At 63.0% G+C, this 17,427-nt stretch carries 15 protein-coding genes; 8 read left to right on the top strand and 7 right to left on the bottom strand.

Features of this window, described 5'->3' with window-relative positions; translation table 11 throughout:
• The coding region (locus tag AC0L3C_RS19380) for a FecR domain-containing protein (RefSeq protein ID WP_473408710.1) at positions 1–2,990 on the bottom strand (2,990 nt) is incomplete at its 3' end.
• Positions 2,991–3,610: 620 nt separating this feature from the next.
• On the opposite strand from AC0L3C_RS19380, the gene AC0L3C_RS19375 reads away from it, so the two are divergent.
• Positions 3,611–4,342: a transglutaminase-like cysteine peptidase gene (locus tag AC0L3C_RS19375; protein ID WP_473408709.1), complete on the top strand. Its 732-nt coding sequence runs from the start codon at positions 3,611–3,613 to the stop codon at positions 4,340–4,342.
• 96 nt (positions 4,343–4,438) lie between these two features.
• A complete protein-coding gene (locus AC0L3C_RS19370) occupies positions 4,439–5,563 on the top strand; it encodes a lysozyme inhibitor LprI family protein (RefSeq protein WP_473408708.1) in 1,125 nt (374 codons plus the stop codon).
• A gap of 184 nt (positions 5,564–5,747) precedes the next feature.
• Here the strand turns inward: AC0L3C_RS19370 and AC0L3C_RS19365 are convergent, their stop codons facing one another.
• The 6 genes from AC0L3C_RS19365 to AC0L3C_RS19340 all read right to left on the bottom strand — a co-directional run bounded on the left by AC0L3C_RS19365 (position 5,748) and on the right by AC0L3C_RS19340 (position 12,576).
• Positions 5,748–6,947, bottom strand: coding sequence for an ABC transporter substrate-binding protein (locus AC0L3C_RS19365; protein WP_473408707.1), 1,200 nt, complete (start codon positions 6,945–6,947; stop codon positions 5,748–5,750).
• A gap of 79 nt (positions 6,948–7,026) precedes the next feature.
• The gene (locus AC0L3C_RS19360) at positions 7,027–8,865 is read right to left on the bottom strand and encodes an AMP-dependent synthetase/ligase (protein WP_473260972.1); all 1,839 of its coding nucleotides are present in this window, start codon (positions 8,863–8,865) and stop codon (positions 7,027–7,029) included.
• Positions 8,866–8,996: 131 nt separating this feature from the next.
• Complete coding sequence (locus AC0L3C_RS19355; RefSeq protein ID WP_473261148.1) at positions 8,997–9,785, bottom strand: ABC transporter ATP-binding protein; 789 nt, start codon at positions 9,783–9,785, stop codon at positions 8,997–8,999.
• A 4-nt stretch (positions 9,786–9,789) separates the two neighbouring features.
• A complete protein-coding gene (locus AC0L3C_RS19350) occupies positions 9,790–10,548 on the bottom strand; it encodes an ABC transporter ATP-binding protein (protein ID WP_456766432.1) in 759 nt (252 codons plus the stop codon).
• Positions 10,545–11,696, bottom strand: a complete 1,152-nt coding sequence (locus AC0L3C_RS19345; protein ID WP_247283228.1) for a branched-chain amino acid ABC transporter permease — start codon at positions 11,694–11,696, stop codon at positions 10,545–10,547. The genes AC0L3C_RS19350 and AC0L3C_RS19345 overlap by 4 nt, the downstream gene beginning before the upstream one ends.
• A gap of 4 nt (positions 11,697–11,700) precedes the next feature.
• The gene (locus tag AC0L3C_RS19340) at positions 11,701–12,576 is read right to left on the bottom strand and encodes a branched-chain amino acid ABC transporter permease (RefSeq protein ID WP_027570079.1); all 876 of its coding nucleotides are present in this window, start codon (positions 12,574–12,576) and stop codon (positions 11,701–11,703) included.
• A gap of 263 nt (positions 12,577–12,839) precedes the next feature.
• On the opposite strand from AC0L3C_RS19340, the gene AC0L3C_RS19335 reads away from it, so the two are divergent.
• From AC0L3C_RS19335 to AC0L3C_RS19310, 6 genes are all read left to right on the top strand, one after another.
• Complete coding sequence (locus AC0L3C_RS19335; protein WP_063996784.1) at positions 12,840–13,589, top strand: ABC transporter ATP-binding protein; 750 nt, start codon at positions 12,840–12,842, stop codon at positions 13,587–13,589.
• Positions 13,586–15,112, top strand: a complete 1,527-nt coding sequence (locus AC0L3C_RS19330) for a permease (protein WP_473408706.1) — start codon at positions 13,586–13,588, stop codon at positions 15,110–15,112. The genes AC0L3C_RS19335 and AC0L3C_RS19330 overlap by 4 nt, the downstream gene beginning before the upstream one ends.
• A gap of 77 nt (positions 15,113–15,189) precedes the next feature.
• Entirely contained in the window at positions 15,190–15,444 is a 255-nt protein-coding gene (locus AC0L3C_RS19325; RefSeq protein ID WP_473284228.1) for an AbrB/MazE/SpoVT family DNA-binding domain-containing protein, read from the top strand.
• A complete protein-coding gene (locus AC0L3C_RS19320) occupies positions 15,441–15,836 on the top strand; it encodes a type II toxin-antitoxin system VapC family toxin (protein ID WP_473284230.1) in 396 nt (131 codons plus the stop codon). The genes AC0L3C_RS19325 and AC0L3C_RS19320 overlap by 4 nt, the downstream gene beginning before the upstream one ends.
• A gap of 71 nt (positions 15,837–15,907) precedes the next feature.
• On the top strand, positions 15,908–16,723 hold the full coding sequence (locus AC0L3C_RS19315) for an MBL fold metallo-hydrolase (RefSeq protein WP_473284231.1): 816 nt from the start codon (positions 15,908–15,910) through the stop codon (positions 16,721–16,723).
• A 65-nt stretch (positions 16,724–16,788) separates the two neighbouring features.
• Positions 16,789–17,310, top strand: a complete 522-nt coding sequence (locus AC0L3C_RS19310) for a hypothetical protein (RefSeq protein WP_473408705.1) — start codon at positions 16,789–16,791, stop codon at positions 17,308–17,310.
• Positions 17,311–17,427 lie beyond the last annotated feature (117 nt).

The raw sequence follows: 17,427 nt of genomic DNA, 5'->3' as shown, positions 1-17,427 counted from the left end.
GTCGAGCCCGACACCGTCATGCCATCGAGCGTCAGCGCGATGCCGTTCCCGACAGTGACCGTGCTCGTGCTCAGCGTGGCGCCGCCATCGATCGTGCTGGCACCGGCGACGTCGATCGTGCCGAGACCGTCGATCGTACCGCCGCTGATCGTCGCGCCGTTCACTGTCAGCTTGCCGTTGGCATCGACCGTGACGTTGCCGGCATTCGCAACCGTCGAACCCTGGTCGATCGTCAGCCAGCCATTCGCCAGCACCTTGATCGTGCCGCCGGACGTGTTTGCGACGGTCTCGTGGGCGAACTCCGCAGTGCCCTTGACGTTGACCGCTCCTGAATTGTTCAGCGTGCCGTCCTTGAGGACGCTGGTGCCGTCGAGTTCCAGCGTGCCGGCGATGGTGACCGTGCCGCCGCTGATGGTTGCGGTATCGACGATCAGCGTCGTGCCGGCATCGGCCTTCAGCGTGCCGCCGGCATTGTTAATTGCGGCGAGCGTCTTCAGCGTGCCGCCGGACAGCTCAATCATGCCGGAATTGGTGATCGTGGTACCGCCAGCGAAATCGCCACCGGCCGCAAGCGTCAGATAACCGGCACTGGTGAGTACGCTACTATCCAGGAACTCGGCCTTGCCACCAACCGAGATCGTGCTTGCCGTGAAATTGGTGAGCTTCGAATCGGCCTTGAGGCTGATCTCGCCCGCAATCGTCAGCGCACTCTTGTTGATGACTTCTGGTGCCGTGTGGCCGGCCGTGGTGTCGTAGTCGTTCATCGTGATCGACTTGGCATACGCAGCCGCGTCGATCGTCACCGGATAGGACGGCGTCAGCCCATGCAGCTGGTCGGTGATGACGATGACGTCATCATTGATGGTCGGGACCGTGCCGGTTGCCCAGTTGGCCGCATCCTTCCAGAAGCCGCCCGAGGGAGCGCCGGGCTTGTCGGTCGCGATCCACACCACGGCGGGAGCGTCGGTGCCGGTGATCGTGACGGTGATGGTCTGCTGGGAGGTGGCGCCTTGCGCGTCCTTGAGCGTCACGGTGTAGACCAGCGTCAGCACCTCACCCTTGGGGATGAAGTCGGCGAGATAGACCGGCAGGTCAGCCAGCGACCAGTTGATGGTGCCGGTTCCGTCTCCGGTGCTGTCGGCGCCCGCCGCGATCGCGACCGACATCGCGCTCTGGAACGCCGCAAGCGGCCCCGGCGGAACGGTGCCATCAGGCAAGGTCGCGCTGGTCAACGCCACCGACACCGTATGCTTGTCGGTGAGATCAACGTCGTCGAAGCTCAGCGTGCCTGTCGTCGGAACATCGCTGGTGAGCGGGCCACCCGGCACGCTGGTGCCGCCTTCGAAGATGATGGTCGGAACGCTGGTGGTGATCACCGGCTTGTCGTTGGTGCCGGTGATCGTGATGGTGATGTCGATGGTCGACGTTTCGGGATTGACCGAGAAATTATTGTTGACGCGGACCTTGTAGGTCAGCGTCAACGTTTCGCCCGCCGCAAGGAAGTCGAAGACGTGGTCGGGAATCGTGTAGGTCCAGACCGCCGAGCCGTTGTTGTTGTTACCGGCGGCTGCGGCGACGCTGATCTGGATCTGCGTTGCCGCGATGTCTTGCTTCTGGAGTGCAGAGAGCGCGCCGGTGACATCCTGCTGGCTGGCGTTCTTGTAGACAAAGTTCGGCGTATCGCCGAGGTCTATGCTCACCGTCGGCAGATCGGCCAGGTTTTGATCGACGAAGGTGATGCGACCGGAGATGGTATCGTAATGAGTTGTGTCGCCGGTCGTGTCCGCGCGCTCGGTAAACCCGAACGCCGTCTTCACATTGCCGTTGAGATCGAGGCTTTGACGAACGGGCGGGCCCGGAATGCGGGTGCTGGTCGACGGATCATGGCCGGACGCCGGCGATCCCGGGTCAGGGAGATGCGTGAAGGTCGCGGTCGCGGTGGCACCGGTATCCGTCTTGATGAAGACAATGTTGCCGGTCTGCGTGATCGAGTCGGTGAAGTTCTGGGTCAGCTTGGTGTTGCTGTTGTTGTCCGTGAACTTCAGCGTGAACACGTCCGTGATCAGCTTCTGGATGTCCGGCGACATCAGGGCATTGGAGATCGAGACGTTGCCGCCGCTGATCTGGATCATCTGGCCGGCCTGGTTGACCGTCGCGATCGGCAGCAGCGTGACCTTGTCGAACAGGATGTAGGAGCCCGTCGTGCCGTTCGGCTCGACCAGCACCTGGAAGCTCGCCTGCGGCTGCGGATCGCCGCCGCCGGCGGGAACGACGAAGTTGATCTGGCTCAGCACCGCCGTGCCGCGGATGCCCATGGTGGCGACCGGCGTGTCGACCTTCATGTCGCCATGCTTGGCGGTCTCACCGGCAACGAAGGTGATGGTGCCCGCGACCAGACTGAGCAGAGAGGAATTGTTCGACCCGTTGGGGTCGTAGACCATGTCGTTCAGCACCATCCGCGCGTTAGAGGACAGGCCGAACACCGTGCCGTCGATGAACGTGATGCCGAGCGTCGAGTCGCCACCGGTCGAGACCACGTCGCCCTTCTCGACGTTGTCGCCGTTGTTCAGGATGACGGAGACGCCGTTACGGACCGCGGTCGCGCTGCCGGAGAGTTTGGTGACGTGACCGATGACCTGCGCGGCGGCAATGCCGGAGGCGGCCTGCGCGTATTGCACATGGCCGGTGAGTGCGTTGACGACGTCGCCGGTGAGATGCGCGCCGTCGGGCGAGGCGATCGCCGCGCGCTTGTCGCCCCTGAAATAATCGTGAACGACGAAATCGTGCCCGTCATGGGACAGCACGAGGTCGAGACCGGCGCGCTTGAAATCGCCGTTGAAGATCAGGTTCGGGTCGGGAACGACGAAAGCGCCGTCAGGCACGTGGCCGTGTGCCTTGGCGGTAAAGGAATCGACGTGGCCATCGGCGGGCGATCGGGAACCCAAGCCGTCCAAGGAAATCGCGGCGTCAAATTTGCCAGCGTAATTCAATCGGGGCACCAAAAAAGGAGTTAAAATCTAAGTAAGTATCGCTCGCCTAAACTTGCATATCATTACCAAGTCCTTAGCGAAACCACCTATTGCTTGTGTGATTTGGCATCACCAAGCGGTCGATGCTCTCAGGCGGCTGGGCGTCCGCAGAGAAGCCAAAGTAATTTTTGAAATACTCATAAGTAAAGTAGCGCTTATTTCCGCTCATTTCCAGTAACCCCATGTATTCCATTGTAGAAATTCTACAATAGATACTTCTGTCATCTTTTGTTCGTGGTGCCCCGCACCACCCTGCGGCAAATACGGAGCCAAATCTGTGATCCAGCTAACAGAACTCGTGAAATAGCGGGCCGTTAGCCATAAGGCGCAGAATCAGTTCCGCGACAACTTGTGCCTGCAATTGGTCCTTCTTCGCGGCAACTGCCGCCCTCCTAGCCGGCTAATCGTAAAATTTTACGCAATTTAAGCAGGCCCGTTTCAGCCTGTTGCCCGGTTTTGGGACCCCGGCCGGGCGCGTTAAGCAGAACAAAACCGCCTGCCTCGCACTATCTCCGCGAAAGCAACAAAGCCCGGCACGTACAGGTCGAGGGGGACCTGGCGAAGCCGGAAGGGGATGTCAGATGGAGACCGCTGCTCGCTCGCGCGCTTGGCGCGCAATCCTTGTGCTGTGCGGATTGATCCTGCTCGGATCGGCCGCCGAGCTTCGCGCTGGCACTCTGCTGTCGCCGGGAGCCGGCGTCCTCGTGCGCAAATCCGCCGAGCCGTTCGGCGTGTTCGCCTTCGCCATCTCCGCCGGCAGCCTGCAACAGAAATGGCTCGCGCTGAGGTCCAGGCTCGACGATGACATGGTGCAGCTCGCGCTGTGCGACGGCGACCGGGACAATTGCGCTTCGCCCGCTGCGCTGAAACTGCTCGCCATCGTCGACCAGGCCCGCAGCCGTGACGGCCGCGCCCTGCTCGGCGAAACCAATCGCGCCATCAACCTCGCCATCCGTGCCGCCGATGACGGTCCTGAGGACGTCTGGAGCTCACCTCTCGCGACTTTCGCGCGTGGCGCCGGAGATTGCGAGGACTATGCCATTGCCAAGCTCGCCGCCCTTAAGCTAGCGGGCGTCGCCGCTGAAGATCTCCGCATCGTCGTCGTGCGCGACATCAGGGCCGGTGAAGAGCATGCGGTTGCCGCTGCACGGCTCGACGGCCACTGGCTGATGCTCGACAATCGCCGCATGGCAATGGTCGAGGACGACGCCGCGCGGAGCTATCAGCCGCTGTTCGTGCTCTATCAATCGGCCGTGCTGAAATATGTCGACGAACCCGTGCGGTTCTCGATGATCGCCGCCGAGGCGCGTTGATCGTACTGGTCTCATAATCCAACCGCCCATCACAAAACCATTTCGCCGCGCGATCCCGGACGCTAGCATGGCCGCGGCTATGCGGGGGCGACTGGAATGCGGTTCATCGTGCTGACTGTGCTTGCGCTGCTGGGCTTGCCCGCGACCCCAGGCTTCGCGCAATCCGGCCCGGCCGACCGCTCCGTCGCCGACAGGCTGCCGCTGTTCGTCAGGAACAACTGCCAGCAGATCCGCGATCCCGGCAATCAATTGTTCTGCGGTGATGCCGAGCTTGCCGCCGCCGCCGAGAAGCTGAGCACGGGAATCGAGGCGCGGCTTGCCCGCCTGCCCGATCGCCTGCCTGGGATCGAGGAGAACGCGATCTGGGTTCGCCAGCGCAATCTCGGTTGCGGCATCGTCGGCCAGACCGCGATCCGCACCGACGATTTCGACCGGGTGAAGGCATGTCTTCTCAAGGTGACCGATGAGCGCGCCGCGATCGTGCGCGATCCGGATTTCGACTGTCTCGCCGCCAACACCGCCGCGGGCGCGCTGATCTGCGCGGACCCGTCGCTGGCGCTGGCCGAGACCGAGTTGAACAGCCAGGTCCTCGGCCTGATCGGCAAGCTCGATCCGACCGCGGCACGCTTTGCCTTCGCCGAATATGGCCGGTGGACGCGGGAGCGCGATCGCAAATGCAATCTGGTCGGCAAGGAGAACGTGCCGCTCGGGGAGCTCGAGTCGGCGGAGGACTGTCTCGCCGGCTATCTGAAGCACAAGGCCGACGAGATTGGCGCTGCGAAAGGCGACCCGAAGAAGGTGTTCGGCCGGCAGGTCGCAGCCCGCGCGCCCGATACCGATGCCGTCGATTTCTGCGCCGCGCGAATCCACGCGGCCAATTCCTGCGGCAACTTCCTACGCATCAACCGCGTCTACGCGCTCGACAGCCAGGTGGGCGAGCAGGAGGCGCAGGTCACGGGCGAAATCGAGATGGCCGTGCTGGCACCCTTCGCCACCTGTAGCAAGATCGCCACGACGTGCACGGGCACCTGCTGGGACGCCAGAACGGGCCGTCCGCAGCCAGGCGTCGGCACCAAGGAGCGCTCCGCAGACGCCTTCAATGTCACGCGCCGCCTACGGATCCAGCGCACGTTTGCGTTTGTCAAAGCCGCCGATGGCTGGCGCTGCCGGGAAGACGAGTTGGCCCCGGTGAATTCAGGCACCGCGGGTGGGGGATCGTAGGGCTGTGTCCTCTCCCTCGCCCCGTTCTTACGGGGTCGCGACGAGCTTCGCTCGCGCTGAGAGGGTTGGGGTGAGGGGCTGCTTCAGCGGATCCGGCGACAGTTCGACTCGCGGAGAGCCCCCTCACCCGGAATTTGCTGCGTAAATTCCGGCCTCTCCCCGCATGCGGGGAGAGGCGAAGAAATCAAAACATCAGATTGTCCTTCACCAGAACCCAGCGGCCGCCCTTGACCTGCTGCACCTGGGTGATGGTGTTGGCGAGGTGGTCGGTCTTGGAGAATTTGGTCGGCGGCGAGTTGAAGATGTCGAGGAACTTGTCGCCCGATTCCAGCGCGTCCAGCATTTTCTGGCCGGTCAGATCCTTGCCCGCCTTGTTGGCGTAGAACGCGAACGTCATCACCGCGTTGTAGCCAATGATGGCCTGCGTGTTGGCATCGGTGCTGAACATCTTCTTGTAATTGACCAGCCAGTCTTTCACCTTGCCCTTTGCGGTGTCCTCGTAGGGGATCTCGAATCCGGACGCCGCATAGAGCCCTTCGACCGCCTCCTTGCCGAGCATGGGCACCTCCATCACATTGGTTGGCGTCGCGCCGAGGAAGGTGACGTCCCAGCCGAGCTTCTTGGCTTCCGTCATCGCGCCGATGGGCTCACGGAGCACAGCGCCGAGCACGACGAGGTCGCAGCTGTCGGACTTCATCTTGGCGACCTGCGCGCTGAAGTCGGAGGCACCGCGCTTGTAGCTCGTGATCGAGGCCGGCTGGACCTTCATGGCAGTGAGCTGCTGGTTGAAGCCGTCGAGCACGTTCTTCCCGTACTCGTCGTCCTGATGCATGATGCATGGCTTCTTGAAGTTCTTCCACTCCATCATGTATTTCAGCGCCGCCCGCGTGCTCTCCACATAGGGCAGCAGATTGTTGAACTTCAGCCGCTCCTGCGGCTTGGCGGGATCGAACTTGAACGTGAACTCCGCCGCCGTCAGCGGGAACAGCTGAAGCACGCCGGCGTCGAGCAGGATATCCTGCGCCGCCAGGACAGTCGGCGAACCCATTGGCCCCACCATCGCGAAGATCTTGTCGCGCTCGATCAGCTTCTGCGATGCGAGCACAGCCTTCTTCGGGTCGTAGCCGCTGTCCTCGACCACAAGCCGAATCTTTCGCCCCTGGACGCCGCCGGCGGCGTTGATCTCCTCGACCGCCATCTTCATGCCGTTCGAGACCGGCACGCCCCAGCCTTTGATCGGCCCCGACAGATCTTGATGGGTGCCGATGACGATCTCGGAGGCCGAGATGCCTTCATTGGTGACCTTGGTTTGCGCGACGGCCGGCAAACAGGTGAGCACCACCGCGCCTGCCGCAAAGCCGAACGTTCTCAACGATCTCAACATTGACGTCTCCTCTCCTTGGGGCCCTTATGGTGCGAAGGGTGGGGCCATCACTCCTTCGCTGTTGTTCAAACAAGATTGTTCAAGCCACCGCCCGCGCCGGGTACATCGCGTCGATTTCGGCGGCGTAACGCTTGTTCACGAAGCCGCGCTTCAGTTTCATGGTCGGCGTCAGCTCCTCGTCCTCCGGAGTGAGCTGGCGTTCGATCAGATAGAATCTCTTGATGGTCTCGACACGGGCGAAATTGGCGTTGACCGCTTCGATCTCGCGCCAAATCAGGTCCTGGATCTCCGTCGCGCGGCACAGGCTGGCATAATTGGTGAAGGGGATGTCGTGGTCTTGCGCGAATTTCTCGACATTCTCCTGGTCGATCATCACGAGGCAGGTGAGGTATGGCCGCTTGTCGCCGATCACCACGGAGTCCGAGATGTAGGGCGAGAATTTCAGCTGGTTCTCGATCTCGGACGGCGTGATGTTCTTGCCGCCGGAGGTGATAATGATGTCCTTCATTCGGTCGGTGATACGGACGAAGCCCTCATTGTCGATGGTGCCGACGTCGCCGGTATGCAGCCAGCCGCGATGGTCGATGGTCTCTGCTGTCCTCTCCGGCTGGTTCAGATAGCCCATGAACAGGAAGTCGCCCCTGATCAGGATTTCCCCGTCGGGCGACAGCGCCACTTCACCCCACGACACCGCCTTGCCGACCGAGCCGAGCTTGATCCGCTCCGCCGGCATCATGGTGGCGACCCCGCAATTCTCGGTCTGGCCGTAGACCTCGTGGATGTCGATCCCGAGCGCGAGATACCAGCGGATCAGCTCCGGCGCGATCGGCGCCGCGCCGGTGAAGGCGATGCGGCAACGATCGAGCCCGATCATGCGCCGGATGTTGCGGAAGGCGAGCCGGTAAGCGATGCCATTGGCGAGCCGCAACAACAGCGGCGGCGGCTTCCCTTCCATCCTGCAATCGACCATGCGATAGCCGATATCGATGGCGCGGCGGTAGACCCATTGCTGCAGCGGCGTCGCATCCTTCAGGGCGATGGTGATCGCGGAATAGAATTTCTCCCAGATCCGCGGCACCGCGAGGAAGATGGTCGGCTGCACCTCGCGCAGATTATCCGGCACGGTCTCCGGACTCTCGGCAAAATTCATCACCGAGCCGAGCGCGACCGAGATGTAGTAGCCGCCGATCCGTTCGGCGACGTGGCAGAGCGGCAGGAAGATCAGCCGGTCCTCGTTCTCGCGCGCCGGAATGAAATCGTTGGCGTGCCGCATCTGGTGCGTGACGCTGCGGTTGGCGTGCATGGCGCCCTTGGGCGGGCCCGTGGTGCCGGATGTATAGACGAGGACCGCGAGATCGCTCCCGCTGCGACTGTCGATCATCTCCTGCCACAGCGCCTCACGGCCGGCCATGTGGTTGCGCCCGAGCGCACGGAACTCGTCGAGCGACATCACCATCTCATCGGAGAAGCCGCTGAGGCCCTCCATGTCGAACACGATGATCTTTCGCAGAGACGGACAGCGTGCGCGGCAGGCCAGGACCTTGTCGAGTTGCTCCTCGTCCTCGGCGAAGATCACTTTCGTCCGGGAATCGTTGACGAGATATTCGACCTGGGATGAGGCATCGGTTGGATAGATCCCGGAAGAGACGCCGCCGGCGCACAGAATGCCCATGTCGACATGGACCCATTCCGGCACGGCGTTGGCGATGATGGAAGCAACGTCGCCGGGCCTGAAGTCGATGGCGTGCAGCGCGTAGGCGATCTCCTTCGAGATCTCCAGCCATTCGCGCCAGCTGGTCGGCTGCCAGATCCCGAATTTCTTCTCGCGTATAGCCGGCCTGTCGCCCCGCGTTTCCGCGGCGCGCAAAAAGCTCTTCGCGATGGTGTCAGCGACCGTCAGCACCGCCGGTCGGGCCATGCAAGTCTCCTCCTTGTCGCGTTCCCCTCCGCTGCCTGCCTTGCCGGCGGTCTATTGTTCCGGACGGGTCTCCCGATCTAACGCCAATTCTTCCTTCAACGCCAAGTCTTGCTTCAGGGCCAAGTCTTGCTTCAACGCCAAGTCTTCTTCTTTTTCCAGCGCCGCTCGCCTCGTGCGCCCGCTTCCTTGGCGCCAAGATAGAATTCCTGGATGTCCTTCGAATGCATCAAACGGTCGCAGCTGTCGTTCATCACGATCCGGCCGATCTCCAGCACATAGCCATAATGCGCCGTCTCCAGCGCCACCTTGGCGTTCTGCTCGACCAGCAGGATCGACATGCCCTGCTCCTCGTTGACGCGGCGTATGATAGCGAAGATCTCCTTCACCAGGATCGGCGACAGCCCGAGCGAGGGCTCGTCGAGCAGCAACAGCGTCGGCCGGTTCATCAGCGCGCGGCCGATCGCAAGCATCTGCTGCTCGCCGCCGGAGAGCTGTCCGGCCGGCTGGTTGATGCGCTCCTTCAGCCGCGGGAAATAGCCGTAGACGCGCTCCAGATCGTCCGCGACACCATCGCGATCGCTGCGCGGATAGGCGCCCATCATCAGGTTCTCGCGCACGGAGAGGAACGGGAACACCTCGCGTCCCTCCGGCACGTGGCTGAGGCCCAGCCGCACGATCCTGTCCGCCTCCATGCGCTGGATCGACTTGCCCATGAACTCGATGGCGCCCTTCTGCGGATCGAGAATGCCCGAGATCGTCTTGAGCACCGTGGTCTTGCCGGCGCCGTTGGCGCCCAGCAGCGTGACGATGCGGCCGCGCGGCACTTCGAGCGAGATGCCGCGGATCGCCATGATCGGCCCGTAATAGCTCTCGATGTTGGAGAGTTTCAGGATGATGTCTGGTGTCACCACGGCATCCATCGCGTCAGGCTCCCAGATAGGCGGCGACGACATCGGGGTGCTGTTGCACTTCGGCGGGCGAGCCCATCGCCAGGACCCGGCCGTAGTTCAGGGCGATGACGCGGTCGGAGACGCGGTTGACCAGTGACATGTCGTGCTCGACCATGAGCACGGTGACGCCGAGTTCGCTCTTGAGGTCGCGGATCCAGAACGACATGTCGTCGGTCTCCTCCACGTTGAGGCCGGAGGACGGTTCGTCGAGCAGGATCAGCTTCGGCTCCGAGCATAGTGCGCGCGCCAGTTCGATCACCTTGCGCACGCCGTAAGGCAGACCCGAGATCAGCTTGTCGCGGTAGGGTTCGAGATCGAGGAATTCGATGACCTGCTCGACCCTGCGGCGATGCACCTTCTCGTCGGCCCGTACGCCCGGCAGGAACAACAGTTCCTGCCAAAGCTGCGTGGTCGAATGCCGGTGGCGGCCGACCAGCAGGTTCGACAATACCGTCGCATTCTCGAACAGCTCGATGTTCTGAAACGTGCGCGCGATGCCGAGCCTTGCGATGTCATGGGGCGGCTGCTCCGTGATGTCCTGGTCCTCGAAGAAGATGCGCCCCGAGGTCGGCCGGTAGATCCGCGAGATCAGGTTAAAAATCGAGCTCTTGCCGGCGCCGTTGGGCCCGATGATCGAGAGGATCTCGCCCTTTTCGACCGCGAATGACACCGCATCGACGGCCTTCAGTCCGCCGAAATGCAGCGACAAGCTCTCGGCGCGAAAATAGCTCATCGGTTGCGCTCCGACTTCACGTAGATCTTCTGCCGCTTGAAGGTGGCGCGCTTGTAGAGCGGGAACAGCTGGAAGAAGAGTTTGATCTTGAGCCAGCGGCCGTAAAGCCCGAGCGGCTCGAACAGCACGAACAATACGATGATGATGCCGTAGATCGCGCCTTTCAGGCCGTTGAGCGAGGCAAAGGCCGCGACCTTGGACTGGACATTGGCGGCGGTCTGCGTGCCCGCTCCGAAGGTCGCGGCAATGCCGGCGATGATGCCGGGCATGTCGTCCTTGAGGTAGGTCAGGAACGGATCGATCATCACGATGAAGATCGCTCCCAGCACCGCGCCGTGCAGGCTGAAGGTGCCGCCGATCAGGATCACGATGATGAACTCGATCGAGAGCTGGAGCGTGAACATCTCCGGCGAGATGAAGGAGAGCTTGTGCGCGAACAGGACGCCCGCGAAGCCGGTGATCGCCGCGGAGATCGCAAAGGACTTCACCTTGTACAGCGCGACATTGACGCCCATGCTGCGCGCCGCCGTCTCGCTGTCGCGGATCGCGACGAAGGCGCGCCCCGTCGGCGAGCGCAACAGGTTGAGCGTGCCGACGATGGTCAGCACCAGCACGGCGAGGCACAGGAAATAGAAAGTGGGGCTGTCGCGCGAGACGGCGACCCCAAACAGCGACACCGCCTTGATTCGCATGCCCTCGTTGCCGTTGGTGACGCTCTCCCAGCGCGCCAGAATCTCCTCGACGATGAAGGCGAAGGAGATGGTGGCGATGACGAGATAGATGCCTTGCAGCCGCAGCGCGGGGAAGCCGACCAGCGCACCGATCAGCCCGGTCAGGAGCCCGGCGGCGAGAAAGTAGACCGGAAACGGCACACCATATTTCTGCAAATAGGCCGCCGTATACGCACCGATCGCGAGAAACGCCGCATGCCCGAGCGAGGCCTGCCCAGTGAAACCCGTCAAGATCAACAGCGCCACGCCGACGGTCGCATAGATGCAGACGAAGACGAGCTGGCTCATCAGATAGCTGGAGAGCACATAGGGCGCGATCAGCAGCACGGCCAGCAGGAGACCGTATGAGACGTAATAGCCCGAATGCGGAAACAGCCTGATGTCGTCCTCGTAGTCGGTCTTGAACAGGAAGCGCATGCGTTCAGACCTTCTTGCGGACGTGAAGGCCGAACAGGCCTTCGGGCTTGAGCAAGAGCACGGCGAGCAGCACGATGTAGGGCGCGACGTCCTTCCAGCCCTCGGCCAGATAGAAGCCGGCCATACTCTCAATGACGCCGATCAGGACGCCGCCGACGACGGCGCCCGGGATCGAGCCGAAGCCGCCGAGCACGGCGGCCGGAAACGCTTTCAGGCCCAGCACGAGACCGACATTGGAATGGATGAAGGTGATCGGCGCCAGCAGCACGCCGGCGCAGGTCGCAACCGCCGCGCTGATCGCCCAGACGATCGACACCACGCGCTTGACCGGGATGCCCATGTAATAGGCCGCCAGCATGTTCTCGGAACTTGCGCGCATCGCGGTGCCGAGCGTGGTCTTGTTGAAGAACAGCCAGAGCAGCGCGCAGAGGATGACCGTCGCCGCGATCACCGAGAGCTTGTCATGGGCGAGCACCAGCGAACCGATCCGCAGCACGCCCTGGCTGAATGGCGTGTCGATCTTGAAATCATCGGTGCCCCAGATCATGCCGGAGACCGAGCGCAGGAAATAGCCGAGCCCGATGGTGGCCATGATGATGGAGAATTGCGGATAGCCGAGGATCGGCCGCACCACCACGCGCTCGGCCAGCATGCCGAACAGCGCCATCGCCGCCACCGCGCCGGCAAAGCCGATCCAGTAGTTCAGCCCCATCATGCCGATGAAGGTGAAGGCAAAGAAGCCGCCCAGCATCATCAAATCGCCCTGGGCGAAATTGACGACCTCGGTGGCCTTGTAGACGAGCACGAAGCCGAGCGCGATCAGGCCGTAGACGCAGCCGAGCGCAACACCGCTGACCAGCTGCTGAACGAAATCCAGCATCGTCGCGCATCCTCCCGATACAACCGGCGGTTCTTCCTGACCGCCTTGCCGCATCTTGTGTTCAGTCGCTACGCAGTCGTTTCGCTGCGTTCGCGCCATTCGTCCCTTCGCCAATTCAGCCTGAACCGCCAAGCGCTGTCAACAAACGGTGACTTGCCATTAGTCCAATCCGGATGACGGAATTTACGGCAGCGCGATTCACGGTGCCGAAACATCTTCGGGGCATGGTCGCGAGCGATGCAAAACCGCAAGGTGTGGCCGTGATGAAGCGGGACGACTCGGCGCTCGAAGTCCTGGGGTTAACGAAGTGTTTTGACCGTCTGGCGGTCGATAACCTCGATCTCACCATCCATGCCGGCGAATTCTATGCGCTGGTCGGCCCCAACGGCGCCGGCAAGACCACCACTTTGCGCATGGTTGCAGGCCTTTTACGGCCCGATGCCGGCGCGGTCTCCATCTTCGGCGTCGATGCGCTCCAAAATCCCGTCGCCGCCAAGCAGGTGATGGCATGGGTCTCCGACGAACCCATGATCTACGACAAGCTCACGCCGCTCGAATATCTCGAATTCGTGGCCGGTCTGTGGGGCATCGCACCATCGGCCTCGGAACCGGTTGCCGCGGAGCTCCTGAACTCGCTCGGGCTCGAACCGCACCGGCACGAACGCTGCGAGGGATTTTCCAAGGGCATGCGCCAGAAGGTCGCCCTCGCCGGCGCACTGGTGCACGATCCCCGCCTCATCATCCTCGACGAGCCGCTGACGGGACTGGACGCCGTCTCCGCCCGCCATGTCAAGGGACTCCTCAGCGAGCGCGTCCGCGCCGGCTGCACCGTCATCATGACCACGCATATCCTCGAGGTCGCCGAACGCATGGCCGACCGCATCGGCGTGATCGCAGCCGGCCGCCTGGTTGCCGAGGGCACGCTGACCGAGCTGCGCCAGCAAAACGGGCACGCCGATACCAGTCTGGAAGATCTCTTCATCGCGCTGGTGACACTCCAGGAAGCCGCATGAGCTCGGCCACCGCGCTGTCCTGGTTCGCGCGCCACGAGTTCCGGCTCGCCTGGCGCGAATGGCTCGCCATGATGACCGGCGGGCGGCGCAAACGAACGCGTGCCGCGGTGATCGGCCTGCTGTTCTTCGCGGCCCTCCTGCACGTGCCGGCCTGGGCGGTGATCGGCCGCTTCGCCGACCTGCAATTGCCGCTCGACAAATCCTCGCTGATCGTGATCTCGGCGACGATTTTTCTCGCCTGGACGCTGATGCTGTCACAGGCGATCGAATCGGTGACCCGGGTTTTTTACGCACGCGCCGATCTCGACCTCATCATGTCCTCACCCGCGACACTGGCGAATCTGTTCTCGGTGCGCATCGCCGCGATCGCGCTCACCGTCACGGTGATGGCGCTGCTGTTCTCGACGCCCTTCATCGACGTGCTGGTATTCGGGGGCGGCGCGCGCTGGCTCGCAGCGTTCGGCGTCGTCGTCGCAATGGGCCTGTCGGCCGCAGCGATTGCGATCGCCGTCACCATCCTGCTGTTCCGCCTGATCGGTCCGGCGCGGACACGGTTCGTCGCCCAGATCCTCGCCGCCATCATCGGCGCCGGCTTCGTGATCGCGCTCCAGGTGGCCGCAATCATATCCTACGGCACGCTGTCGCGCTTCACCATCCTGACCTCGGGCACGATCGCCAACTGCGCGCCCGATGTCGATAGCATCTGGTGGTGGCCGGCGCGAGCGGCGATGGGCGACCCCGAAGCGCTGCTGCTGCTCCTGGCGCTCGGGCTCGTGCTGCTCGGAAGCGTCATGGCGATCTTCTCGGGCCGCTTCGCGGATACGGCGATCGATGCCGCCGCCTATGGCGCGTCCGGTCGTCGACGCGCGAAGGTACGCCCGTTCCGCGGCGGATCGCGGCAGCATGCCCTGCGGCGCAAGGAATTTTTGCTGCTCTGGCGCGATCCCTGGCTGATCTCGCAGACGCTGATGCAGTTGCTCTATCTGGTCCCGCCGGCGCTGCTGCTCTGGCGCAACTTCGCCGACAGCTCCGCGGCGCTGACACTGATCACGCCCGTCATCGTCATGGCGGCGGGTCAACTCGCCGGCGGGCTTGCCTGGCTGACGATCTCGGGCGAGGACGCGCCCGACCTGGTTGCGACCGCGCCATTGACGCCGTCCAGCGTCATCCGCGCCAAGATCGAGGTGGTGCTGATCGCGATCGCCGTCATCTTCTGCCCGCTGATCGCGGCGCTCGCTTTCGCCTCGCCGTCCCAGGCCGCGGTCAGCGCCGGTGCGGTCATCGTCAGCGCGGCCTCAGCCACCGCAATCCAGCTTTGGTTCCGGGTGCAGGCCCGGCGCAGCCAATTTCGCCGCCGCCAGACCTCGTCGCGGCTTGCGACTTTTGCCGAGGCGTTCTCCTCGATCGGCTGGGCTGCCAGCGCCGCACTGGTGCTCACGCTGCCCATCGTCGGTCTCGTCAGCGGCCTGATCACCGCGGGCCTCGTCGCCATCACCTGGAAGTTCAGCCCGCGGCGGGAGTAGAGCCGGCTCCGCCTAGCGCTCACTTGAAAGTAAGGCGGTATTGCCTTACTTAAGCTTATCAGCGAGCGAGGATTTCCATGGGTACGCTTACCGTCACGGCAAAGGGACAGGTCACGTTGCGGAAGGACCTCCTGGAACATCTCGGCGTGCACCCGGGCGACAAAATCTCGATAGAAAAGCTTCCTGGGGGACGAGTTGAGGTGAAGGCAGTTCGGCCTACCGGGAAGATCTCGAATGCCTTTGGCTTCCTGAAGGGAAAGACGAACGGCCGATCGCTCTCGATCGAGGAGATGAACGCGGTCATTGCTGACGGCTGGGCCGGCAAGCGATGAAGATAACACCCGACACCAACGTCTTGGTACGGGTGCTAGTCGAAGATGATGCCGAACAGAGCAAGGTGGCCGAAGCCCTTCTCGACAACGCGGACCTCATAGCCATCTCGATCCCCGCATTGTGCGAGTTAGCTTGGGTCCTCTCACGAGGCTACAAGACCTCTGCTGGAAATATCGCCGCTTCGATCCGGCACTTGATCAATGCCTCCAATGTGGTCGTCAACCGGCCTTTGGCAGAGGCCGGGTTGGCACTCCTCGATGCTGGCGGCGATTTTGCCGATGGTGTCATTGCTCATGAGGGTTATTGGCTTGGCGCCGAGACCTTCGTTTCATTCGATAAAGTGGCAGTGAAGCTAGTGGAAGCAAGCGGCGGAATGGCGCGGCTGCCGTAGCGACGCATGACGTCGTGCAAATTCGACGATACACTCTTCGGGCCGCCGGGTGCGCAACGGATGATCGCGTTATGTCTCAACTGGTCCTGACGATCTTTGCCTTCTTCGGCTTGTTCCTCTCACCTGCCCTCGCGCAGCAATCACCTCAGCGCAGCGAATGCCTGGCGATGGCGAATGCGGCACCCCGCGCGACGCCGGTCGCGTTCCGGCAGGCCGCAGCTTCGGCTGAAGTCCAGATTACCTATGCCGGACATTCCACCTATTTCATCGACACGCCCGGCGGCTTGCGCATCGCCACCGACTATAGCGGGGCCTACCAGGTGGGACGGCTGCCCGATGTCGTCACCATGAATCGGGCCCACAGCACGCACTACTCTTTATATCCCGACAAGCGCATTCCTCGTGTGCTGCATGGCTGGGGCGAGGACGGCAAGCCGGCCATCGTATCGGAGCGCATCGGCGACACCTTCATCCGCAACGTCACCACCGACATCCGCCGCTACTTCGGCGACGATTCCGGCGCCGACATGATCCGCGACGGCAACTCCATCTTCATCTTCGAGGTCGCGGGCCTCTGCATCGGCCACCTCGGCCATCTTCACCACAAGCTCGACGACAGCCACTTTGCCCAGATAGGGCGGCTCGACATCGTGATGGTGCCGATCGACGGCACCTACACCATGTCGCTCGACGGCGTCTCCGAGATCACCAAGCGGCTGCGCGCCTCGGTGGTGCTGCCGATGCACCGCTTCGCCACCCCGCTCGACGATTTCATGCAACGCATCGGCCAGCAGTTCGAGATCGAGCGCCGCATGGAACGAAGTTTCCGGATCTCGAGGGATGCGTTGCCCTCGAAGCCGACGGTGATCATTCTCGACGGCGTCTGACGCGCAATTTTCTCCAAGTCGGCTGCCGCCCGATCGTGCTGATCTCCTGAGCATAGGAGATCGACATGACCGACTTTGCGAGATTATTGCACGCGGAGGGACCGAACCCCGAGCACGCGGCGGCGCTCCAGCTTTATGGCCGCTTCGTCGGAGATTGGGACGCCGAGATCACCGCCCATGGACCCGATGGAACGAAGCATACCGCCCCCGGCGAAATCCATTTCGGCTGGGTACTGGAGGGCCGCGCCGTGCAGGACGTCTGGATCATTCCGCGCCCAACCGGCAGCCCGGCCTTGCCGATCGCCGGCAACTGGTACGGCACGACGCTGCGGGTCTACGATCCGACCATCGATGCCTGGCGGATCTCCTGGTTCGATCCCGGCCGCTGCATATTCCGCCAGCAGATCGGCCGTCCACGCAATGCCGACATCGCGCAGGAAGGCACGACCGAAGCCGGCGACCTGACGCGCTGGAGTTTTACGGAAATCACCGAGGATTTCTTCCACTGGCTCGGCGAGGTCAAGCCGGCCAGCGCAACCGATTGGCGGCTGGTGGTCGATGTGAGGGCGAAGCGGCGCAAGGGTTGATGACGGCGCCGCTGTGCCCGCGATGACGGGTGCGGTTGCGCAACGCGCGCTGCTGCGCGCGATGACGAGGTGCTAGGCTCCCCCGAACAAGAAGCATACGTAAGGGGAGCGAACACC

The organism is Bradyrhizobium sp. WSM4872, assembly GCF_055811715.1.
Note: the sequence above shows the minus strand (reverse complement) of the source record. Positions and strands in the feature narration are given on the sequence as shown.